The organism is Brachymonas sp. KE5 (genome assembly GCF_057773645.1).
Window position 1 is genome coordinate 2668451 of the sequence record NZ_CM173463.1, and the last position, 21530, is coordinate 2689980.

Annotated in this window: 17 protein-coding genes and 2 CRISPR repeat arrays; of the genes, 7 read left to right on the forward strand and 10 right to left on the reverse strand. The window is 61.0% G+C overall.

All coding sequences use genetic code 11. The features are described from left to right. Positions 1–558: 558 nt before the first annotated feature. From tnpC (ACX36O_RS12640) to tnpA (ACX36O_RS12650), 3 genes are all read right to left on the reverse strand, one after another. Positions 559–2112 (reverse strand): IS66 family transposase, encoded by a 1554-nt coding sequence (gene tnpC / locus ACX36O_RS12640; RefSeq protein ID WP_488360241.1) that lies wholly within the window; start codon positions 2110–2112, stop codon positions 559–561. An 80-nt stretch (positions 2113–2192) separates the two neighbouring features. After that, positions 2193–2525, reverse strand: coding sequence for an IS66 family insertion sequence element accessory protein TnpB (tnpB, locus tag ACX36O_RS12645; RefSeq protein WP_213362054.1), 333 nt, complete (start codon positions 2523–2525; stop codon positions 2193–2195). Continuing rightward, positions 2522–2914 carry an IS66-like element accessory protein TnpA gene (gene tnpA / locus ACX36O_RS12650; RefSeq protein WP_488359854.1) on the reverse strand — a complete coding sequence of 131 codons (393 nt, stop codon included), beginning with the start codon at positions 2912–2914 and terminating at the stop codon, positions 2522–2524. The genes tnpB (ACX36O_RS12645) and tnpA (ACX36O_RS12650) overlap by 4 nt, the downstream gene beginning before the upstream one ends. A 72-nt stretch (positions 2915–2986) precedes the next feature. Continuing rightward, positions 2987–4937: direct repeats of the CRISPR family, unit length 36 nt; unit sequence GTTCCGGCCAGAGCTCATTTCCCAATAAGCTAGACT. An 80-nt stretch (positions 4938–5017) separates the two neighbouring features. Here tnpA (ACX36O_RS12650) and tnpA (ACX36O_RS12655) point away from each other — a divergent pair. The 3 genes from tnpA (ACX36O_RS12655) to tnpC (ACX36O_RS12665) all read left to right on the forward strand — a co-directional run bounded on the left by tnpA (ACX36O_RS12655) (position 5018) and on the right by tnpC (ACX36O_RS12665) (position 7373). Then, a complete protein-coding gene (gene tnpA / locus ACX36O_RS12655) occupies positions 5018–5410 on the forward strand; it encodes an IS66-like element accessory protein TnpA (protein WP_488359854.1) in 393 nt (130 codons plus the stop codon). Beyond that, entirely contained in the window at positions 5407–5739 is a 333-nt protein-coding gene (tnpB, locus tag ACX36O_RS12660) for an IS66 family insertion sequence element accessory protein TnpB (protein ID WP_213362054.1), read from the forward strand. The genes tnpA (ACX36O_RS12655) and tnpB (ACX36O_RS12660) overlap by 4 nt, the downstream gene beginning before the upstream one ends. Positions 5740–5819: 80 nt before the next feature. Next, entirely contained in the window at positions 5820–7373 is a 1554-nt protein-coding gene (tnpC, locus tag ACX36O_RS12665) for an IS66 family transposase (protein ID WP_488360242.1), read from the forward strand. Positions 7374–7459: 86 nt separating this feature from the next. Then, positions 7460–8089: a CRISPR direct-repeat array (repeat unit 36 nt; unit sequence GTTCCGGCCAGAGCTCATTTCCCAATAAGCTAGACT). 71 nt (positions 8090–8160) lie between these two features. On the opposite strand, the gene cas2 is transcribed toward tnpC (ACX36O_RS12665), so the two are convergent. The 4 genes from cas2 to ACX36O_RS12685 form a co-directional block, all read right to left on the reverse strand. After that, positions 8161–8487, reverse strand: a complete 327-nt coding sequence (gene cas2 / locus ACX36O_RS12670) for a CRISPR-associated endonuclease Cas2 (protein WP_488359855.1) — start codon at positions 8485–8487, stop codon at positions 8161–8163. A 2-nt stretch (positions 8488–8489) separates the two neighbouring features. Then, positions 8490–9419 (reverse strand): type II CRISPR-associated endonuclease Cas1, encoded by a 930-nt coding sequence (gene cas1, locus ACX36O_RS12675; RefSeq protein WP_488359856.1) that lies wholly within the window; start codon positions 9417–9419, stop codon positions 8490–8492. Positions 9420–9430: 11 nt separating this feature from the next. Next, positions 9431–12667: a type II CRISPR RNA-guided endonuclease Cas9 gene (gene cas9 / locus ACX36O_RS12680; RefSeq protein WP_422540941.1), complete on the reverse strand. Its 3237-nt coding sequence runs from the start codon at positions 12665–12667 to the stop codon at positions 9431–9433. 173 nt (positions 12668–12840) lie between these two features. Continuing rightward, on the reverse strand, positions 12841–13749 hold the full coding sequence (locus ACX36O_RS12685) for a phosphoribosylaminoimidazolesuccinocarboxamide synthase (protein WP_488359857.1): 909 nt from the start codon (positions 13747–13749) through the stop codon (positions 12841–12843). 260 nt (positions 13750–14009) lie between these two features. Here ACX36O_RS12685 and ACX36O_RS12690 point away from each other — a divergent pair, with 260 nt between their 5' ends. The 3 genes from ACX36O_RS12690 to ACX36O_RS12700 all read left to right on the forward strand — a co-directional run bounded on the left by ACX36O_RS12690 (position 14010) and on the right by ACX36O_RS12700 (position 16344). Next, positions 14010–14750: a methionine ABC transporter ATP-binding protein gene (locus ACX36O_RS12690; RefSeq protein ID WP_213362066.1), complete on the forward strand. Its 741-nt coding sequence runs from the start codon at positions 14010–14012 to the stop codon at positions 14748–14750. Positions 14751–14830: 80 nt separating this feature from the next. Next, on the forward strand, positions 14831–15472 hold the full coding sequence (locus tag ACX36O_RS12695) for a methionine ABC transporter permease (RefSeq protein WP_213362776.1): 642 nt from the start codon (positions 14831–14833) through the stop codon (positions 15470–15472). Positions 15473–15525: 53 nt separating this feature from the next. Further along, the gene (locus ACX36O_RS12700) at positions 15526–16344 is read left to right on the forward strand and encodes a MetQ/NlpA family ABC transporter substrate-binding protein (RefSeq protein ID WP_213362067.1); all 819 of its coding nucleotides are present in this window, start codon (positions 15526–15528) and stop codon (positions 16342–16344) included. Positions 16345–16522: 178 nt separating this feature from the next. Here ACX36O_RS12700 and ACX36O_RS12705 read toward each other — a convergent pair whose 3' ends face one another. Further along, on the reverse strand, positions 16523–17305 hold the full coding sequence (locus ACX36O_RS12705) for a histidine phosphatase family protein (protein WP_213362068.1): 783 nt from the start codon (positions 17303–17305) through the stop codon (positions 16523–16525). Positions 17306–17498: 193 nt separating this feature from the next. Between ACX36O_RS12705 and ACX36O_RS12710 the strand changes: the two genes are divergently transcribed. Beyond that, a complete protein-coding gene (locus tag ACX36O_RS12710; RefSeq protein ID WP_371698889.1) occupies positions 17499–18680 on the forward strand; it encodes an AAA family ATPase in 1182 nt (393 codons plus the stop codon). A 152-nt stretch (positions 18681–18832) separates the two neighbouring features. Here the strand turns inward: ACX36O_RS12710 and fba are convergent, their stop codons facing one another. Next, positions 18833–19897: a class II fructose-bisphosphate aldolase gene (fba, locus tag ACX36O_RS12715; protein ID WP_213362070.1), complete on the reverse strand. Its 1065-nt coding sequence runs from the start codon at positions 19895–19897 to the stop codon at positions 18833–18835. 188 nt (positions 19898–20085) lie between these two features. Then, positions 20086–21522: a pyruvate kinase gene (pyk, locus tag ACX36O_RS12720; protein ID WP_488359858.1), complete on the reverse strand. Its 1437-nt coding sequence runs from the start codon at positions 21520–21522 to the stop codon at positions 20086–20088. Positions 21523–21530: the final 8 nt, after the last annotated feature.

Consider the following 21530-nt stretch of genomic DNA (forward strand, 5'->3'; position numbering starts at 1 on the left):
TGGGGCTGATTGAGCTGGGTGGGGGGCTTGTCGCCTTGTTTGTTGGTGTTATTGGCGACCTGGGCGGTGTTGGGGGGTGCTTGGTGGCGGAAGTTGGGGTTTTGGACACGGTGTCTCCTTCAAAACAGTTGATTGACAAACCTACCCTAATGGAATCTACGCTCAGCATCTGCTTTTTTCTACCTGTTCGGTAATACAAAGTGCGCGAACAGGCTGAGGGGCATTCGGCAAATCGCTTTGATCAAATGCATGAGCCCGCATAGGGCGCGACCGGCCTGGCCTACCGTGAGCCACATGCGCAACTTCGAGTTTCAATCCACGCGCCCGCACGGGGCGCGACGGACGCCACGCCACCGGCGGCCAGGATGTGCTGCTGTTTCAATCCACGCGCCCGCACGGGGCGCGACCGGTCACGCACCATTGCCATCGGCGGGTAGTGGCCGAGTTTCAATCCACGCGCCCGCACGGGGCGCGACACCGATTGACATCCGAGTAGCCGGCGTATCGTAAGCGCGCGGTGATCCCATGTTGACCGCCACCGGCGGACGTGGCTGAGACTTAGATGGCGCCTGGTTGCCAGCGGTGCGGCAAGAGTTCGTCGATGCGACTGGCTTTGTGCGTGGGCAGCCGCGTGAGCACTTCCTTGAGGTAGGCATACGGGTCGTGCCCGTTCATGCGCGCCGACTGGATCAGGCTCATGACGGCGGCGGCCCGCTGGCCCGCGCGCAAACTACCGGCAAACAGCCAGTTGTTGCGACCGACGGCAATGGGCCGGATCTGGTTCTCGATCCAGTTGTTGTCCACGGGCAGTTGTCCGTCACCCACGAATCGGGTCAGCGCATCCCATCTTCGCAGGCTGTAGTCCAGCGCCTTGGCGGTTGCCGATCCGTCGGGCACCTGTCGCCGTTGCAGTGTCATCCACTCGTGCAGGGCATCCAGGATGGGCCTTGTCTGCTGCTGTCGAACGATTTGCCGTTGTTCGGCGCCCAGATCCTTGACCTCGCGCTCGATGTCATAGACCCGGGCGAACTGTTGCAGGGCGAGCTCGGCGATCTGGCTCTGGTTGGCCGCGTGCAGATCGTAGAACTTGCGCCGGGCATGCGCCAGGCAACCCACCTCGGTCACGCCGCTGGCGATCAGGGCCTTGTAGCCACTGAAGTCGTCGCAGGTCAGACTTCCCTTCCAGGCCTTGTCGGTGCCATGGCCCAGGAAGCGCCGGGCATGCTCGCCCGAGCGAGACTCGCAGAAGTCGTAGACCACGGCCTTGATGTCTTCAAACGCCCCCGGCGCATAGGCCCAGAGGTAGGCGCGGTGCGTCTTGCCATCACCGGGCTTGAGCATGGCCACCGGAGTCTCATCGGCGTGCAGCACCCGGTGTCTGAGGATCTCGTCCTTCAAGGCATCGACCAGCGGCTGCAACCGCACGCCGCAGGTGCCTACCCATTGCGCCAGGGTCGAGCGCGGGATGGCCAGGCCGGCGCGGCCGAAGATCGCCTCCTGCCGGTACAGCGGCAGGTGATCGGCGTACTTGCCCACCAGCACCTGGGCCAGCAGGCCGGCGGTGGGGATGCCTTTGTCGATGACGTGCGCATCGACCGGCGCCTGTTGAATGCTCTGGCACTGGGCGCATGCCCACTTGCCGCGGATGTGGCGTTCGACGCTGAACACGCCGGGCACATAGTCCAGCTTCTCAGCCACGTCCTCCCCGATGCGTTTCATCTGGCAGCCACACGAGCAGGTGGTGGACGCGGGCTCGTGGCGGATCTCGCGACGTGGCAGGTGGGCGGGCAGTGGCAAGCGCTTGGCTTGTTTCTTCTCGGGGGTAGTCGGCGTTTGCGCCTGCGACAGCCCGTCGATCTCGCTGGCCACGGCCGCCAGGTCCGCTTCGATCTCGTCGTCGAGCAGGCTCTTCTGCTCAGGGCTGAAGCGCTCTGACTGGGCGGCGAACTTCATGCGCTTCAAGAGCGCGTTCTCGTGCGTGAGCTTGTCGATGAGGGTCTGCTTGAAGGCCAGTTCCTGGTCCTTGGCAGCAGCGGCTTGCAGCATGGACAGCAGCGCCGAGCGCAGTTGCTCGGGACTCAGACTATCAAGGGATTGCGGCTCGACCACCATGGGCATGACTGTGCCAGCGCCGGCAACGCCACGCCATTGGCACATGCACCGATTGGCAGGCAGCAGGCCTGCGATCAGATTCAGAGCATGGTGATGACGCCACCATCGCCCAGGCGCTGCCAAGGCAACCCGAGCACCAGAGCGTCGAACTGCGAGCGGCTGAGATTGGCGATCAATGCCCCCTCACGCGGCCAGACGAATTTGCCGCTATTCAGGCGCCGCGCCGCCAGCCACACACCAATACCATCGTGCACCAGAACCTTCATGCGGTTGGCTCTCCGGTTGGCAAACAGGTAGGCGTGATGCGGGCGTGCAGCACCGAAGACCGCCACCACGCGGGCCAGAGCCGATTCCGTTCCGGCGCGCATGTCCAGCGGCTCGGTGGCCAGCCAAAGGGCATCAATACGGATCATCGCAGCAACTCACGCAGTGCCTGGGCGCATTGAGCAGCCACCGTCACCGGCCAGGTAATCGTGATGGTGGCGCCGGTACGCTGCAGTTCGATACGAATGAACTCGCCCTCCGCGCCCGAGGCAGCCCCTGCCGTCTGAGCAACGCGAACATCGCTGACGCCCGTCGGAACAGGTAGGGCAACGAAGGCCGGCAGTTGCTGCTGGACGTGTGTACCCGTCAAGCGCTCTTCGCGTAACCAGCGGTGCACCATATTCGGGTGCAGGCCGTGACTCAAGGCTACACCGGCCACAGATGCACCCGGCCCACGGGTTTGAGCCAACACCAGCGCCTTGAAATCAGCGCTGTACTCGCGCCGCAGTCGGCGCTGTCCATCGATCAATCGTTCCATCGTCCCCACGATCTCCTTCGTGGGGACGATCGTCGATTACCGTCCTCGACTCAAGATGGGTTCACCGAACGCATACCGGCCAGAGCTCATTTCCCAATAAGCTAGACTTGGCTTGCGATGCGGACCATGGCGCGCCGTGTTCCGGCCAGAGCTCATTTCCCAATAAGCTAGACTGGGCGTGCCCTCTTTACGGCTTTTGTAGAGGTTCCGGCCAGAGCTCATTTCCCAATAAGCTAGACTGTCCAGCGCTTCGCGTTGCACCCTCGTCTTGTTCCGGCCAGAGCTCATTTCCCAATAAGCTAGACTCAGCGTGGATGGCCTGATCGCCATGAAACGGTTCCGGCCAGAGCTCATTTCCCAATAAGCTAGACTCGGCAATGTCCATCTACCAACCGAATGCGTGGTTCCGGCCAGAGCTCATTTCCCAATAAGCTAGACTGTCATGGCGTCTTGCGTCACCGATACGCGGGTTCCGGCCAGAGCTCATTTCCCAATAAGCTAGACTGGCTACCGCTGCGAGTACGAGCACAAGCCCGTTCCGGCCAGAGCTCATTTCCCAATAAGCTAGACTCGCGATCAGCTTTTCTTGCGTCTTCGGCAGGTTCCGGCCAGAGCTCATTTCCCAATAAGCTAGACTCGCGGCAGCCCTGCAGCACGCACGGCATGGGTTCCGGCCAGAGCTCATTTCCCAATAAGCTAGACTTAGGGAGCGGAATACCCCTCTGTCACTTCCGTTCCGGCCAGAGCTCATTTCCCAATAAGCTAGACTGTGGATGCAACGTCATCACCGGCCAGCACGGTTCCGGCCAGAGCTCATTTCCCAATAAGCTAGACTGGCCTGACGTTCACTGTCTTTGATGTGCGCGTTCCGGCCAGAGCTCATTTCCCAATAAGCTAGACTTCAATGCCGCAGCGCCTCGCGTCGGCAACCGTTCCGGCCAGAGCTCATTTCCCAATAAGCTAGACTTACACCACGGAGGTGGAGTTGAAGCGGGTCGTTCCGGCCAGAGCTCATTTCCCAATAAGCTAGACTATATATGCCGTTGGGAGAGTCGCTGGAGGCGTTCCGGCCAGAGCTCATTTCCCAATAAGCTAGACTCGAACTGCTCGGGCAGGGCTTCTCGGTCCAGTTCCGGCCAGAGCTCATTTCCCAATAAGCTAGACTGCTGTATCGCGGCCGCACCCAGACTGTCGGGTTCCGGCCAGAGCTCATTTCCCAATAAGCTAGACTGTTGGCCTGCAGCACGATGCTCTGCTTGACGTTCCGGCCAGAGCTCATTTCCCAATAAGCTAGACTGCTCGCATCCGACCACTTGACGATGGGGATGTTCCGGCCAGAGCTCATTTCCCAATAAGCTAGACTGGGGAGCGCCTTATACAGCTTGCTGGTATAGTTCCGGCCAGAGCTCATTTCCCAATAAGCTAGACTGGATGCTGCGCCAGTTGCCACGGTCACATAGTTCCGGCCAGAGCTCATTTCCCAATAAGCTAGACTTCGTCCGCATAGAACAGCGTCATGGACGGGGTTCCGGCCAGAGCTCATTTCCCAATAAGCTAGACTCGCGGCAGCCCTGCAGCACGCACGGCATGGGTTCCGGCCAGAGCTCATTTCCCAATAAGCTAGACTCGTGTAGTGCAGCGTCTGCGGATGGTTCGCGTTCCGGCCAGAGCTCATTTCCCAATAAGCTAGACTATGCCCCCGGCGATGCCGCCGAAGAAGTCAGTTCCGGCCAGAGCTCATTTCCCAATAAGCTAGACTAGTCGAGAAAAAGCATGGCAGCAACAAGCAGTTCCGGCCAGAGCTCATTTCCCAATAAGCTAGACTGAACATGACCCAGAACAGCATCGCCGTGCAGTTCCGGCCAGAGCTCATTTCCCAATAAGCTAGACTCATAGAGCTGTTCTGGTTCGGGGATGGCATGTTCCGGCCAGAGCTCATTTCCCAATAAGCTAGACTGCTGGCTGGTATGCGTGGAGGCGCAGCGCAGTTCCGGCCAGAGCTCATTTCCCAATAAGCTAGACTGGTGGTATGCGTTCGGTGAACCCATCTTGAGTCGAGGACGGTAATCGACGATCGTCCCCACGAAGGAGATCGTGGGGACGATGGAACGATTGATCGATGGACAGCGCCGACTGCGGCGCGAGTACAGCGCTGATTTCAAGGCGCTGGTGTTGGCTCAAACCCGTGGGCCGGGTGCATCTGTGGCCGGTGTAGCCTTGAGTCACGGCCTGCACCCGAATATGGTGCACCGCTGGTTACGCGAAGAGCGCTTGACGGGTACACACGTCCAGCAGCAACTGCCGGCCTTCGTTGCCCTACCTGTTCCGACGGGCGTCAGCGATGTTCGCGTTGCTCAGACGGCAGGGGCTGCCTCGGGCGCGGAGGGCGAGTTCATTCGTATCGAACTGCAGCGTACCGGCGCCACCATCACGATTACCTGGCCGGTGACGGTGGCTGCTCAATGCGCCCAGGCACTGCGTGAGTTGCTGCGATGATCCGTATTGATGCCCTTTGGCTGGCCACCGAGCCGCTGGACATGCGCGCCGGAACGGAATCGGCTCTGGCCCGCGTGGTGGCGGTCTTCGGTGCTGCACGCCCGCATCACGCCTACCTGTTTGCCAACCGGAGAGCCAACCGCATGAAGGTTCTGGTGCACGATGGTATTGGTGTGTGGCTGGCGGCGCGGCGCCTGAATAGCGGCAAATTCGTCTGGCCGCGTGAGGGGGCATTGATCGCCAATCTCAGCCGCTCGCAGTTCGACGCTCTGGTGCTCGGGTTGCCTTGGCAGCGCCTGGGCGATGGTGGCGTCATCACCATGCTCTGAATCTGATCGCAGGCCTGCTGCCTGCCAATCGGTGCATGTGCCAATGGCGTGGCGTTGCCGGCGCTGGCACAGTCATGCCCATGGTGGTCGAGCCGCAATCCCTTGATAGTCTGAGTCCCGAGCAACTGCGCTCGGCGCTGCTGTCCATGCTGCAAGCCGCTGCTGCCAAGGACCAGGAACTGGCCTTCAAGCAGACCCTCATCGACAAGCTCACGCACGAGAACGCGCTCTTGAAGCGCATGAAGTTCGCCGCCCAGTCAGAGCGCTTCAGCCCTGAGCAGAAGAGCCTGCTCGACGACGAGATCGAAGCGGACCTGGCGGCCGTGGCCAGCGAGATCGACGGGCTGTCGCAGGCGCAAACGCCGACTACCCCCGAGAAGAAACAAGCCAAGCGCTTGCCACTGCCCGCCCACCTGCCACGTCGCGAGATCCGCCACGAGCCCGCGTCCACCACCTGCTCGTGTGGCTGCCAGATGAAACGCATCGGGGAGGACGTGGCTGAGAAGCTGGACTACGTGCCTGGCGTGTTCAGCGTCGAACGCCACATCCGCGGCAAGTGGGCATGCGCCCAGTGCCAGAGCATTCAACAGGCGCCGGTCGACGCGCACGTCATCGACAAAGGCATCCCCACCGCCGGCCTGCTGGCCCAGGTGCTGGTGGGCAAGTACGCCGATCACCTGCCGCTGTACCGGCAGGAGGCGATCTTCGGCCGCGCCGGCCTGGCCATCCCGCGCTCGACCCTGGCGCAATGGGTAGGCACCTGCGGCGTGCGGTTGCAGCCGCTGGTCGATGCCTTGAAGGACGAGATCCTCAGCCACCGGGTGCTGCACGCCGATGAGACTCCGGTGGCCATGCTCAAGCCCGGTGATGGCAAGACGCACCGCGCCTACCTCTGGGCCTATGCGCCGGGGGCGTTTGAAGACATCAAGGCCGTGGTCTACGACTTCTGCGAGTCTCGCTCGGGCGAGCATGCCCGGCGCTTCCTGGGCCATGGCACCGACAAGGCCTGGAAGGGAAGTCTGACCTGCGACGACTTCAGTGGCTACAAGGCCCTGATCGCCAGCGGCGTGACCGAGGTGGGTTGCCTGGCGCATGCCCGGCGCAAGTTCTACGATCTGCACGCGGCCAACCAGAGCCAGATCGCCGAGCTCGCCCTGCAACAGTTCGCCCGGGTCTATGACATCGAGCGCGAGGTCAAGGATCTGGGCGCCGAACAACGGCAAATCGTTCGACAGCAGCAGACAAGGCCCATCCTGGATGCCCTGCACGAGTGGATGACACTGCAACGGCGACAGGTGCCCGACGGATCGGCAACCGCCAAGGCGCTGGACTACAGCCTGCGAAGATGGGATGCGCTGACCCGATTCGTGGGTGACGGACAACTGCCCGTGGACAACAACTGGATCGAGAACCAGATCCGGCCCATTGCCGTCGGTCGCAACAACTGGCTGTTTGCCGGTAGTTTGCGCGCGGGCCAGCGGGCCGCCGCCGTCATGAGCCTGATCCAGTCGGCGCGCATGAACGGGCACGACCCGTATGCCTACCTCAAGGAAGTGCTCACGCGGCTGCCCACGCACAAAGCCAGTCGCATCGACGAACTCTTGCCGCACCGCTGGCAACCAGGCGCCATCTAAGTCTCAGCCACGTCCGCCGGTGGCGGTCAACATGGGATCACCGCGCGCTTACGACTGGTGGCAATCTGCTGCCGGTCAATCAATGGGTTCCGGCCAGAGCTCATTTCCCAATAAGCTAGACTCATGGCGCGCTCGAGGCGCGTGGCGCTGGGGTTCCGGCCAGAGCTCATTTCCCAATAAGCTAGACTGCCCTTTGAAAACTCGCCACAGTCCATGCAGTTCCGGCCAGAGCTCATTTCCCAATAAGCTAGACTCTTGTGTGACGATGTTTGCATCGATGCGGAGTTCCGGCCAGAGCTCATTTCCCAATAAGCTAGACTTTGTCTTTTCAGTCATGCGTCACCTCAGACGTTCCGGCCAGAGCTCATTTCCCAATAAGCTAGACTGACGGCAATCCGGTGCGCATTGCCGTGCATGTTCCGGCCAGAGCTCATTTCCCAATAAGCTAGACTAAGCGTGGCGGTCGGGCCAAGCTGGAGAAGGTTCCGGCCAGAGCTCATTTCCCAATAAGCTAGACTGGATCGACAAGGCCATTTCTTGGGCCACTTGTTCCGGCCAGAGCTCATTTCCCAATAAGCTAGACTCCCAACACACGCTGAAAGGAGCCTGAATCAGTTCCGGCCAGAGCTCATTTCCCAATAAGCTAGACTGCGAACAGCCCTTCATGGTCGATTTCGTTGGTTCCGGCCAGAGCTCATTTCCCAATAAGCTAGACTCTAGCTGCACTAACCCCTTGATTTATCATGGGGTTTTGTGCTTTTCGGAGGTCAGAAATCATTGCAATCCATCAGAAGAGGTCGAACTGATCCGGAGTTTTTTTGGGTGCTTGCTTGGTCTGCCCATGGTAGGTGACGATACGCTCGTACTGCTTGTCAGTGAACTGAAGGATGTTCACTTTACCACCTTGCGGCAGGCAGCTTTCCACGCGTTTGGCGTAGGTGTCGATCTGTGCAGGACTCGTACAAAAGCGCATGTAAACGCTCAGCTGACTCATCTCAAACCCCATATCCAGCAACGACTTACGGAAATCGGTTGCGGCTTTCCGCTCTGCCTTTTCGAGCACCGGAAGGTCAAACATGACGAGCATCCACATGAGCCGATACCCTGTAAGCATGATCAGTCAGTCCCCAGGCTACTTGCCAATGCAATGGGCAACCCTGGAAACGGTAAGTCCAGCTTGTCTCGTTCCGCCAGATAAACTTGAGCGAGCGAAGTAGCCAGCTTCTGCATGCACACCATTACAGGTGTAGCCCCTACACTGGTTTGCATGTCGTCGTATAGCGTTCTCACCAGCGCACGTTTGGTATCTGGCGTCACCTGCCCCTCACCGTTACGAACCAACTGCCAAACCTTCAGATCCACGATGGGCCGAAACGGCTCCATCAGATCATCCACAAGTCGCAGTGGATTTGCATCATTGCTGTGATGTAAGCCAATACTCGGGTGCAATCCGGCCGCCACCACAGCACGGGCCGTCGAAGCGCGAGCAACCGTGTACCCATAATTCAGAAGTGCATTCGCACCACCAGCATCCTGATCACGCCTGAAATCTTCACCGAAGAGCAACCGCCAATAGCGCCGAGCGCCCACCCCTTCAAGATTTTCAGGGTCGCCACTTCGCACCTTGCTTACCAGTGCGGAAAGCGGTGCGACGGGCCCACCAGCCGCTTCCAATGCGGCAGCCTGCTGTTCCAGCTTCGATCTGACTACGGCTGCCCACAGGCGTTTATGGGTAGGCTGTGATGCCTTCAGCTGAGCCTCTATCCTTTTCGACTGGACGTGATGACCATCGAGGGTAAGCAGCATACCAACCGCATTGTGATTCGGCGCACAAAGCACGAATGGCACGCCGCGCTCCGCCAATGCTACGAGGAGGTTGTTGGTATAAGTGATGCCATGTGCGTTTGCGATCACCGCTGCAATGTCGTCCAACGGTATTTGACCCAATTCCTTCCGTTCGCCATCCGTGTCACGCACAACCAGAAAGCCGCGATTTACGAACAGATGCCGCTTGTCATCGGCGATTTCGACAATGCGGCCAATCATGCCGAGCTCATTTAACCCGGATAACGCCGATCGCGAACTTCGCCAATCGGGGAGATGGTGACATGACGGCCATGGGCCTTCTGCAAGGATCCTGCTCGTTTCGATATATAGGAGAAACTGTCCTCCTTGTCTCGATTGCGAGCATCCACATTGGCTTGATCATGAGGCGCAAGCAGGATCTCGCCACTACCCTTGATCGTATTGACGCGCAACAAAACAACCTCCCCCGTCTCTGCCAACAGCTTGACAAAGTCATCCCGCATCAATCGCATCACAAGCGGCTTGCCGCTCAGTGACTCAGTTTGGCTAAGCAGAGACAGGAACCCAGGCACTCGCACTGACCTGCCGTGAGTCGCACGGAAGTCTGCGATCAACTTTCGCTCGAGTTGATAGGCGTCGAAGGTAGAGATGACTTCTCCCTCCCATTTACCTTTGCCATTACGGACTATCTCGATGCAATAGTTGCTGTCACCCTTGTAGCCTTTGTATGCGTCTTCCGGCTGGTTGTGGCTCGATCCAAACCATGGTCGGTTCGTGGCATGCACTGCCTTGCGATTGGAGAACCGCAACACTTTAAGATTCTCTTCCACTCGCTCGCGCCTGTTTTCAACTCGCTTGTGCACAAATACCTTGCCCTCACCGAGCAAACCATAAGCGGTGTCGTTATGCATAGCTCCTTCATGGCCATGGTCAGGCTTATGACTGACCCGAATCTGTCGAACCGCTCGCTCCACATGATCGCGATAGGTTGACCATGGGAGTGGCATGTTATCGACCAGGCGTCCCAATCCTTTGTTGCGCGCATCCGCACTTGCAATGGCGAATCGTTGCAGCAACCCTTGGTCCGTCACGCCAATTACACAAGCATCCACGGCATGGTGACGATGATCGTTCCTGTTTTTCTCTCCATCCAGACCGAGCACGTCATTCAAGCCGAACTTTGCGCGAAGCAGTGCGGTCATCTGTCCTGGAATAACGCGGACACCACTACCTGGACACACCAGGTTCAGATACTGTTTGGCAACGCGCGACAGATAGCGCGTGTCATTCAATGCCCGGGCCAGGAATCCCTTGTCATCCCGTAGCCACTGCTCATAACCATCCGCTGCAAAGCGATAGCGCTTGTTCTTGGGCATGCGCTCAGCGCGCAGCAGTATCCCGTCATAACTCCAGCCTTGGGCCTCGAAGTCTTCACGGGCCTGCCAGGGTGTTCTATTTCCTTTGACCCGGTTTGCCCGGCGCATGCACACGACGCGATTGTTTAGCGTATCGTCCAAAGTCGATGAGAACGGCAATACATGTTCCATCTCGACTTCATCGCTCAGCAGCATCGCCGCACTGATTTGCTCACCGCTATACGGACAGCGACGATCAGCCACATCAGAGCTTAACTCCTCCCAAAGAATCCACTTTTGCAAATCCGCGAGCTTAACGTTATGCTCAAGAATGCCACGAATCGCTGCGATTTCTTTACGGATGCCTTCGTTACGCTTCTGGTTTTCAGCTTGTCGCTTGTGCGCCTCCTGCCTTTGCTCCCGACTTTGTTTCAGATCGCGCGCCAACTCCACGACGATCTCGGTAGGTCGGCCATACCTGCGAATCAATGCATTCACCACGGTGCGAACTTGATTCAGACCGATGTGCACGGTGGGATTGGCAATCTTGCCGTATCGCTTCTCTTCCGGATCTTCCAATTTTCCCGATCCAAAGGCTACGTGGCGCTGCAAGGCTTTGCCATAGTACGGCAACTGTTGAAACACTGGTGTGATCTCGCCAGTGTCTGGATCAACGGCGTGCTCAACGTCTGCATCGTTAAAGTCAAAATCGAATCCAAGCTTGCTATGGTGCGCAAATCCAGCGGCCAGTACTGCCTTGTCATAAGTTCGCGGCACGCTCCCACCGTCAAGCAAGTCGCATTCGCGTAGCGCAGGGAGGATCAACGTGAGCGCTTTGCGACTCAAGCTTCCGTATCCTTCAGGCAAGCCGGCATTGGCGATGCGGAGAGCGTTGACCTCGTCGATACCAGTACGTGCTCGTAGCCACTCCACAAGAAATGGTTCGCTCTCTTCATTCAAGAGCTTCCAGACGATTTCGTCCTGCGTTTCCGCATCAAGGTCGAACCACGCGTCACCGAAATGCTCGCTTCGAGCGAGCGATGCCGTAGTGGCATTCCCCTTGAGCTCTGTGCGCTTCTCGTCTTCCAGGTTGAACTGGCCCAGACTGCCCAACTGGAGAAGCTTTCGCATCCGCTTGAAGGTCACCTTGGTATTGTTTTCCAGTGCATCGACAATCAGGTCACGCTGCGCTTCTGTCAGTGGGCGATCTTGCAGGTCTTGGCCCAAGATGCGTAAGTTGTTCACCTCCTGCAAAATGCGGAAGTGCTGGGTGCTAGGCAAAGCTAGGGGCGCACGCTCTTCTTCTGGCAGCAAAGTGCAACGGCCCGGCTTGACTGGACGCAATTTGCGTTGATACAACAAGGTATCCCGCAAATCCGCACGAGCAACCTCGTTGAAAAGAGCTGGATTGAACTCTGATTGTTTTGCCCAGAGTGCATCAAACTCTTCGGCGATCATCTGTCGATCAATATAGAGGTCGTAGCTTTTTTCGATTTTTGTCTTGCCGTCCTCTCGTGGAATGCGCGTCTCGCGGTAGCGCGCACGAACGGTACGCTCATGCGAAGGCTTGCTCGAATCCGTCAGTCGACGATAAAGCAGTTCGCCGACTGTTTGACAACCTTGATCCATCAAGGCTTGGCGCAACCCGTTTATTGCCGCCTTCAGTGCACCGCTGTCAGTCTCCTTTTTGTCGGTTTTTCGATTGCTCTTGAAGCCACGCCGCTGGTTGATATGAAAAAGGACACGTGCGAACTCTCCTGCGGAAAGCGGATCACGCAACCCTCTTGCTCTTAGCTCATACGGGTTAAGCAATTCGAGTTTCTTACGCTCGCGCGCATCAGCGGGGAAAAATCCGTAGTCGACCAACTTTTCCATCAGCCTGACTTTGCGACGCAGGAGCCGATCCCGACGTCTACGCATGGCGCGCGCATTACGCCGGGTGACGGCCAATGAAGACCCATCTTTAGGGTTTCGGCCATCACTGAAAATTCTCACGCCGGCCTTGACAATGGCAGTAGGACGCAGTCTATATCCTTCAACCTGAGCTGGAGCCAGTTTAAGTACCGCCCACCCCAAAGAGGTAGAACCTAGGTCTATCGCCAACCTATACGACATCGTTTTGGTTCCCGCCATTGCCTCCCCCTCGCAATCTTGAACTAATTTATTGCAATATAAACCAAATCAAGCGTACAATGATTCCACCAGCTTATTGGGAAATGAGCTCTGGACGCTAACAAGCTGAAAGATGCACCAAATGGAAAGCCCGGCAGTGCCGGGCTTTCATCTTTTTTGCTCCAGGGCTCGGCTCAGCGCGTCAACCTCTCCAACGCCTCCCGATACTTCGCACTGGTCCCCTCGCTAACCTCCTGCGGCAACACCGGCGCAGGCGCCGTCTTGCCCCACGGCTTGCCATCCACCTGCGCCGTCTCCAGCCAGTCGCGCAGATACTGCTTGTCATAGCTCGGCGGATTCTTGCCGGCCTTGTAGGCAGCCTCGTAGCCATCCAGCGGCCAGTAGCGCGAGCTGTCGGGCGTCAGCACTTCGTCCATCAGGGTCAGTTTGCCGTCGGCGTCCAGACCAAACTCGAACTTGGTGTCGGCGATGATGATGCCCTTGGTCAGCGCATAGTCGGCCGCGGCCTTGTACAGCGCAATGCTCACGTCGCGCATCTGCGCCGCCAGTGCCGGGCCGATGGTTTTTTCCACCTGCTCGTAGCTGATGTTCTCGTCATGCTCGCCCACTTCGGCCTTGGCCGCCGGGGTAAAGATGGGCTCGGGCAGCTTGGCGGCATTGCTCAGGCCTTCGGGCAGGGGCACGCCGCACACGCTGCGGCTTTGCTGGTACTCGGCCCAGCCGCTGCCGGCCAGGTAGCCGCGCACCACAGCCTCCACCGGCAGGGGCTTGAGGCGCCTCACCAGCATGCTGCGGCCCTGCACCTGGGCCACTTCCTCGGGGGCCACCACGCTTTCGGGAGCATCGCCGGTCAGGTGGTTGGGCACGATGTCCTTGAGCTTGTCGAACCAGAACAGCGCCATCTGCGTGAGCAGCGCGCCCTTGCCGGGAATCGGCTCGCCCATGATGACGTCGAACGCGCTGATGCGGTCGCTGGCCACCATCAGGATGCGGTCGTCGCCCACGGCGTAGTTGTCGCGCACCTTGCCGCGAGCCAGCAGCGGCAGCGAGGTGATGGAAGAGGTGTGGAGTGCGTTGCTCATGCGGGCGTTTCCTTCGCAGGGAGGAGAAAAATCGGGCTGTCCTATTTTATGCCGCCACACCCCCCGCAAGCCTCCGTGGCAGGGCACGTTGAAGCGCTCGTACAAGCCTTATGCAATTTCTTTAAAAAGCATAAGAAAAAATTTTTTATACAAAAATAAGCATATAACTTTCCGTCCGGACCATAATCCCAACTTCGGGTTTACCCCATAGTCCGTTTGGCCGGCCGCAAGCCGGCTCCTGCACACCAAGAAGTCGGCAAATGATTGAACTGGAATCGGTACGCAAGCGCTATCCGGCCCCACAGGGCGGTGGATGGTTCGATGCGGTACATCCCACCAGCCTGCGCATTGCGCAAGGCGAGATTTTCGGCCTGATCGGCCAGTCGGGCGCGGGCAAGTCCACCTTGCTGCGCCTGATCAACCTGCTGGAGCGGCCCGATGCCGGCCACGTGCGCATCGACGGGCAGGATCTGATGCAGCTCGATGCCCGTGCCCTGCGCCAGATGCGCCAGAAGATCGGCATGGTGTTCCAGCAGTTCAACCTGATGGCCAACCGCACCGTGGCGGGCAATGTGGCGTTTCCGCTGGAAGTCGCCGGCTGGAGCGCCGAACGCATCCGCGCCCGCGTGGCCGAATGCCTGGAGATCGTGGGCCTTACCGAGCGCGCGCAGCACTATCCGGCCCAGCTCTCGGGCGGACAGAAGCAGCGTGTGGGCATCGCGCGCGCGCTGGCGCCGCATCCCGCCGTCATCCTGGCTGACGAACCCACGTCCGCGCTGGATCCGCAGACCACCCAGTCCGTGCTCGACTGCCTGAAGGACATCAACCAGCGCTTCGGCGTCACCATCGTCATCGTCACGCACGAGATGCAGGTGGTGCGTGCGTTGTGCCAGCGGGCCGCCGTGCTGTCGGCCGGCCGCGTCGTCGATGTGGTGGAGGTGCAGGACCGCGACATCACTACCCACCATCCGCAAACGCGCGCACTGCTCGAGGAGGCATGAGCATGGAAGACGAAGTAATTGGCACCCTGGACGAAGAGACGCCCATCACCTGGGCCGGCGCCTGGGAACATCTGGCCGACATGCAGGACGAGATCGTGCAGGCCGCCATCGAGACCGCGCTGATGCTGGGCATCGGTCTGGGTGCGGCGCTGCTGTTCGGACTGCCGCTGGGCGTGCTGCTCTATCTCACGCGCCGCGGCAACATGGCCGACAACCGCTGGCTGCATGGCCTGCTGAGCTGGGTGGTGAACCTGGTGCGCTCCTTCCCCTTCATCATCCTGATGGTGGTGTTGAGCGGCTTCACCCGCATGGTGGCGGGAACCTCGATCGGCCCGCTGGCCGCCGCCGTGCCGCTGTCGTTTGCCGCCATCCCCTACTTTGCCCGGCTGGCCGAGCAGTCGCTGCGCGAGATTCCGCGCGGCGTGCTGGAGGCAGCGCAGGCCATGGGTGCCAGCCCGCTGCAGATCATCGTGAAGGTGCTGCTGGTGGAGGCACGCGCCGGCCTGATTGCGGGCTTCACCATACTCACCATCAGCTTCCTGAGCTACTCGGCCGTGGCCGGCGTGGTGGGCGGCGGCGGCATTGGCGATCTGGCCATCCGCTACGGCTACCAGCGTTACGACACAGTGGTGCTGGTGGCCATGTCGCTGTTGCTGATCGTGCTGGTGCAACTCATCCAGCTGGCCGGCAACTACGCCGCCGCCCGGCTCGACAAGCGCTGAAGCGCCCATCCCCGTTTTTTTCGTCCATTTCCCACAAAGAAAGACAGAATCCCATGCAGCAATCCAAGCGCATCCTGATCCAGTCCGCCCTGCTCGCCACGGCCCTGGCGGCCAGCGGCGCCGTTCTTGCCGCCGATCCGGCCAAGCAGCAGATCGTCATCGGTACCACCGTCGGCGACTTCGGCGACCAGGTCAGGCAGAGCATCCGCCCGCTCCTCGAGAAGCAGGGCTACAAGGTCAAGCTGGTCGAGTTCACCGACTACGTGCGCCCCAACCTGGCGCTGCAGGAGGGCTCGCTGGACCTGAACGTGTTCCAGCACCGCCCTTATCTGGACAAATTCAGCGCCCAGCACAAGCTGCACCTGACGCCGGTATTCCAGGTACCGACGGCCCCGCTGGGCATCTACGCCGGCAAGCGCCAGGCGCTGGCCGACGTGAAGCCGGGCAGCTCCGTCAGCCTGCCGAATGACCCCAGCAACCTGGCACGCGCGCTGGTGATGCTGGCCGATCTGGGCTGGATTTCGCTCAAACCCGGCATCAACCCGGTGACGGCTTCCGAGCGCGATATTGCCGCCAACCCGCGCAAGCTGGTGCTGCGCCCTCTGGAAGCGGCCCAACTGCCGCGTTCGCGCGCCGATGTGGACTTTGCCGTGATCAACGGCAACTATGCGGTGAGCAGCGGCATCAAGCTGACCACGGCGCTGTACCAGGAAAAGAGCAACGCCTATGTGAACGTGGGCGTGATCAGGACGGCTGACGTGAACAAGCCCTGGGCGCGCGACGTGATTGCCGCCTACCAGTCGCCCGCGTTCAAGGCCTATGCCGTCAAGCGCTTCCCCGGCTACAAGCTGCCGCAGGTGTGGGGCAAATAAGCCCGCCCGGGGCATGATTCAGCCCCCGGTCTGCAGCTCCTTGAGCAGCGCAGGAAACTCGTGCGAGAGTTCCCGCGCCAGATAGCCCACCGGGCCCACGGTGCGGCCCGGCACCTTGCCTTGCGCTGCCTGGGCCTTGGCCTTGGCGTTGGGGAAGCCATCAGGTCGCCCTGATGGCTTACGCCTTGGGAGCCACTGGCACATCCTTGGCGGCCGTCACCGGCGTGCCGGCCTGCTCCAGCGGCGCCGTGAAGTTCACCAGCCGCGGCATGAGCTTGCCGTCGCGGAACCCCTCCGCATGGAAGTGGTACGACGTCACGCCGCAATTGGGCACATCGCCTTCTCGGTCGATCGCCAGAATCTCCTGTTCGGCCAGCCCTTCCAGCAGATAGCGCAGGCAGCTCACGATCACCTGGTGGCCCACCACCAGCACGCGCTGGCCATCGTATTCGCGCGCCGTCATCTCCATGAAACTGCGCAGGCGCAGGATCACATCGCACCAGCTCTCACCGCCAGGCGGCCGGAAATAGAATTTGCCCACCTGGGCGCGCTGCTCGAACAGGTCCGGAAACTTCTGCTGAATGCCGAAGCGCGTGTAGCGGTCGAGCACGCCGAACTCCTTTTCGCGCAGGCGCTCGTCCATGCGCAGCGTGGTCGGCATCTCGCTCACCTGCAGCATGCGGCGCGCCGTTTCTGCAGCGCGCAGATAGGGCGAGCACAACAGCACATCCGGCTGTTCCTCCGGTGGCAGCGTACTGAACCAGTACCCGAGCGCATCGGCCTGGCGCTCTCCGAGCAACGATAGCGGCGTGTCCATGTCGCGCGTGCCGATATCGAGCATGGGCAGCTGGCGCGAGTTGGCCAGATCGCTGGCCACGTTGCCGGCGCTCTGGCCGTGGCGCACCACCCAGAGCACGCTGGGCGCAGGAGAGGAAGGCTTGAAGATCGACACAGGCAGCATGGCGGGAATGGACAACAGGCCAGACTGTACGCAGAACGCGCACCGGCAAAGGTAGGACACCATCCACTGTGCATGCTCTGCACGGAGGTTTCATTGGGGATTTTCCCGGCGGCTCTGGTTTTCCATGAGGGCTATTAAAATTTTTATGCAATCCATATAATTATTCGAATTTCATAATTTTTGGTAAATCGCCATGTCCAGCGTCTACCCTCGCCCCGACCTTGGCCGCCAGATGGCCACACAGCTGCTGCGCCCCGGCCCGCTGGATGCGTCCTTGCAATCCGGCCTGTTCCTCTCCGGCCAGCGCCGCACCGGCAAGACCACCTTCCTGCAGCACGACCTCATTCCCGCGCTGGAGGCCATGGGTGCGCTGGTGATCTATGTGGACCTGTGGAGCGATGTACAGGCCTCGCCCACTTCGCTGGTGCATGCCGCCGTAAAGCAGGCGCTGGCCGAGTTGCAGAACCAGGGCTCGCGCATGCGCAAGACCCTGGCGCGCGTGAAGGGCGCCGAGGTGGGCGCGCTGGGCTTCAAGTTCGGCTTCTCGCTCGACAGCCTGGGCAAGGAAGACGGCACCACGCTGGCGCAGGCCATTGCCGCCATCGTGGAACAGGCCCAGACCGATGTGGTGCTGATCATCGACGAGGTGCAGCACGCCATCACCTCCGAAAACGGCCACGGCCTGCTGCTGGCGCTCAAGGCGGCGCGCGATGCCATCAACCAGAATCCGCAGTCGCAGGGGCGCTTCTACTTCGTCGGCACCGGCTCGCACCGCGCCATGGTCAACGAGCTGACGGCGCGACGCAACCAGGCCTTTGCCGGCGCCGTGAGCGTGCCGTTTCCCTTGCTGGGACGCGATTATGTGGAGCACCTGCTGCGGCAGGCCGCCGATGGCGGGCTCGGCCCGCAGATGCCTTCGCCCGAAGTGGCCTGGCACGCCTTCCAGACGCTGGGCCAGCGCCCGGAGGAAATGCTGCGCGCCCTGCGCCAGCAACTGGTGGCGCTGCAGGAGCAGCCGCAGCTCAAGCCGGATGAGGTGTTTCCGGTAGTTGCCTCCACCCTGCGCAATGCCCTGGCCGGCGAGGAACTGCGCCGGCTGGAAAGCCTGGGCGGCCTGGCCGAAGCCATCTTCGCCCGCATCGCCGCCACCGAAGCCGGCGAATCCAAGGGCCTGTTCACGCCCGATGCCCTGACTGCCTATGGCGAACACCTGCACCGCCCCGTGCGCATGGAAGAGGTGCAGCCCACCATCAATGCCATGCTCGATGAAAACATCGTGCTGCGCAAGGCGCACGGGCTGTATGCGATCACCGATCCGTTCGTGCACCAGGCGTGGAAGGAAAGCCGGGCGGTGCAGGGGCGCTTGCCCACATGAAAAAGCCCGCCATCAGTCCGGACTGAATGGTTCATCGCCTTCCTGCGCTGGAACGCGGCCACACGAAAAAAAGCCACCGCAAGACTCTCCCGAGTCTCCGGTGGCACTTTTTTGTTCAGCAGCAAGCGCCGTCAGGCGGCGCCCCCCACCGCTCAGCGCACCTGCTGCGCCAGCTCGCCCCTGGCGTATTTCTCGGCCATCACGCTCATCGGGATGCCCTTGATCTTTGCGCCCTGGCCTTCGCAGCCGAATTCCAGATAACGCTGCTTGCACACGGCCTTGGCGGCTTCACGCGCCGGCTTCATCCATTCGCGCATGTCGAACTTGGAGGGGTTCTCGTGCATGAACTTGCGCACCGCACCGGTCATCGCCATGCGGATGTCGGTGTCGATGTTGATCTTGCGCACGCCGTACTTGATGGCTTCCTGGATTTCCTTCACCGGCACGCCGTAGGTCTGCTTCATGGCACCGCCGTACTGGTTGATGATGTCCAGCAGGTCCTGCGGCACGCTGGAGGAGCCGTGCATCACCAGGTGCGTGTTGGGAATGCGGGCGTTGATTTCCTTCACGCGGCTGATGGCCAGCACGTCGCCCGTGGGCGGACGGGTGAACTTGTAGGCGCCGTGGCTGGTGCCGATGGCGATGGCCAGTGCGTCCAGCTGGGTGGCGGCCACGAATTGTGCGGCTTCCTCGGGGTCGGTCAGCATCTGGCTGTGGTCCAGCTTGCCGACGGCGCCCACGCCGTCTTCCTCACCGGCTTCACCGGTTTCCAGGCTGCCCAGGCAACCCAGCTCGCCTTCGACGGTGGCGCCGATCTTGTGCGCCATGGCCACGACCTGCTTGGTCACGTCCACGTTGTAGGCGAAATCGGCGGGGGTCTTCCCGTCTTCACGCAGCGAGCCGTCCATCATCACGGAGCCGAAGCCCAGATCGAGCGCGCCCTGGCAGATGGCGGGGCTGGTGCCGTGGTCCTGGTGCATCACCAGCGGAATGTGGGGATAGGCTTCGGCGGCGGCCTGGATCAGGTACTTGATGAAGTGCTCGCCGGCATACTTGCGCGCGCCTGCGCTGGCCTGCAGGATCACGGGGGCGCCGACTTCATCGGCGGCAGACATCACGGCCTGCACCTGCTCCAGGTTGTTGACGTTGAAAGCCGGGATGCCGTAGCCGTTTTCGGCGGCGTGGTCCAGCAGTTCGCGCATGGAAACGAGTGCCATGGAAGAGTCCCCTCAGAAGTTGAAAAGCGATACAACCCGCCCTCCGGGGCAGGCCTGGATGTCATTGCGATGAAATTTGCGCCATTTTAGCCTGCCGGGGCGATTCGGGCACCCTTGTCGCAGGGCGCAGCAGGGACAAGTGCGCGCCCCTTGCGCTGGCGCAAGCTGCACCGGGCAGCCCGCACACTTCAGGCCGCGCGGCAGATCTTCAGCATATTGGTGCCGCCCGGCGCGCCCATCGGCTCGCCGCAGGTGATGGCGTAGATATCGCCGCTCTGCAGCACCCCGCCGGCCTTGAGCTGGCGTTCGGCCTGGTGCAGCACGGTGTCGCGGTCGGCATGGGTGTCCATCAGCATGGTCTGCACGTTGCGGTACAGCGCCATGCGGCGTTGCGAGGCCACCTTGGGCGTGAGCGCGTAGATGGGGATGTTGACGCGATGGCGGCTCATCCACAGCGCGGTGGAACCCGATTCGGTCAGCGCCACGATCGCCTTGGCACCCAGATGCTGCGCCGTGAACAGCGCACCCAGCGCGATCGACTGGTCGATGCGGGTGAAGTTCTGCCCGGTGAAGTCCGCATCGGTATTCATGGCCGGGTCGAAGCGCTCGGCCGCCTCGCAGATCTGCGCCATTTCGCGCACCGTCTGCAGCGGATATTTGCCGGCCGCCGTCTCGGCAGAGAGCATCACCGCATCGGTGCCGTCCAGCACCGCATTGGCCACATCGCTCACCTCGGCGCGCGTGGGGATGGGGTTGCTGATCATGCTCTCCATCATCTGCGTGGCCGTGATCACCACCTTGTCGAGCTGGCGGGCGAGGCGGATCATGTGCTTCTGCAGCGCCGGCACGGCCGCATTGCCCACCTCCACAGCCAGATCGCCGCGCGCCACCATGATGCCGTCGCTGGCCTGCAGGATGGATTCGAGCCGCGGAATGGCCTCGGCGCGCTCGATCTTGGCGATCAGGAACGGCCGGTGACCCAACCCGGCACCCGCCACATGGCAGAGCTGGCGCGCCATTTCCATGTCGGTGGCGCTTTTCGGAAAGCTCACCGCCACATAGTCGGCCTCGAACGCCATGGCGGTCTTGATGTCCTCCATGTCCTTGCCGGTGAGCGCCGGCGCGGACAGGCCGCCGCCCTGCTTGTTGATGCCCTTGTTGTTGGACAGCTCGCCGCCCTCCAGCACCGTGGTGTGCACCGCCTGGCCGCGCACGGCATCCACCTTCAGCGTGATCAGGCCGTCATTGAGCAGCAGCACGTCGCCTGACTTCACGTCATTCGGCAGTTCCTTGTAATCCAGCCCCACGCCTTCGATATCGCCCGGTTCGTGGCGGCCGGCGTCGAGCATGAAAGGCTGGCCGGTTTCGAGCTGCACCTTGCCATCGGCAAACTTGCCGACGCGGATCTTGGGGCCCTGCAAATCGGCCATGATGGCCACTTCGCGCCCTGCCTTCTGCGCCGCTTCGCGCACCATGCGGGCGCGGTCGATATGGTCCTGCGCGGTGCCGTGGCTGAAGTTGAGACGCACCACGCTCACCCCCGCCTGGATCATTGCCTCCAGCATTTCGGGCGTGCTGGATGCGGGGCCGATGGTGGCGACGATCTTGGTGGCGTGGTGGCGCATGGTGAATC

Coding starts and splice junctions, on each gene's coding strand:
- tnpC (WP_488360241.1), bottom strand. CDS start 2,112: ATGGTGGTCGAGCCGCAATCCCTTGATAGTCTGAGTCCCGAGCAACTG.
- tnpB (WP_213362054.1), bottom strand. CDS start 2,525: ATGATCCGTATTGATGCCCTTTGGCTGGCCACCGAGCCGCTGGACATG.
- tnpA (WP_488359854.1), bottom strand. CDS start 2,914: ATGGAACGATTGATCGATGGACAGCGCCGACTGCGGCGCGAGTACAGC.
- tnpA (WP_488359854.1), top strand. CDS start 5,018: ATGGAACGATTGATCGATGGACAGCGCCGACTGCGGCGCGAGTACAGC.
- tnpB (WP_213362054.1), top strand. CDS start 5,407: ATGATCCGTATTGATGCCCTTTGGCTGGCCACCGAGCCGCTGGACATG.
- tnpC (WP_488360242.1), top strand. CDS start 5,820: ATGGTGGTCGAGCCGCAATCCCTTGATAGTCTGAGTCCCGAGCAACTG.
- cas2 (WP_488359855.1), bottom strand. CDS start 8,487: ATGCTTACAGGGTATCGGCTCATGTGGATGCTCGTCATGTTTGACCTT.
- cas1 (WP_488359856.1), bottom strand. CDS start 9,419: ATGATTGGCCGCATTGTCGAAATCGCCGATGACAAGCGGCATCTGTTC.
- cas9 (WP_422540941.1), bottom strand. CDS start 12,667: ATGGCGGGAACCAAAACGATGTCGTATAGGTTGGCGATAGACCTAGGT.
- ACX36O_RS12685 (WP_488359857.1), bottom strand. CDS start 13,749: ATGAGCAACGCACTCCACACCTCTTCCATCACCTCGCTGCCGCTGCTG.
- ACX36O_RS12690 (WP_213362066.1), top strand. CDS start 14,010: ATGATTGAACTGGAATCGGTACGCAAGCGCTATCCGGCCCCACAGGGC.
- ACX36O_RS12695 (WP_213362776.1), top strand. CDS start 14,831: ATGCAGGACGAGATCGTGCAGGCCGCCATCGAGACCGCGCTGATGCTG.
- ACX36O_RS12700 (WP_213362067.1), top strand. CDS start 15,526: ATGCAGCAATCCAAGCGCATCCTGATCCAGTCCGCCCTGCTCGCCACG.
- ACX36O_RS12705 (WP_213362068.1), bottom strand. CDS start 17,305: ATGCTGCCTGTGTCGATCTTCAAGCCTTCCTCTCCTGCGCCCAGCGTG.
- ACX36O_RS12710 (WP_371698889.1), top strand. CDS start 17,499: ATGTCCAGCGTCTACCCTCGCCCCGACCTTGGCCGCCAGATGGCCACA.
- fba (WP_213362070.1), bottom strand. CDS start 19,897: ATGGCACTCGTTTCCATGCGCGAACTGCTGGACCACGCCGCCGAAAAC.
- pyk (WP_488359858.1), bottom strand. CDS start 21,522: ATGCGCCACCACGCCACCAAGATCGTCGCCACCATCGGCCCCGCATCC.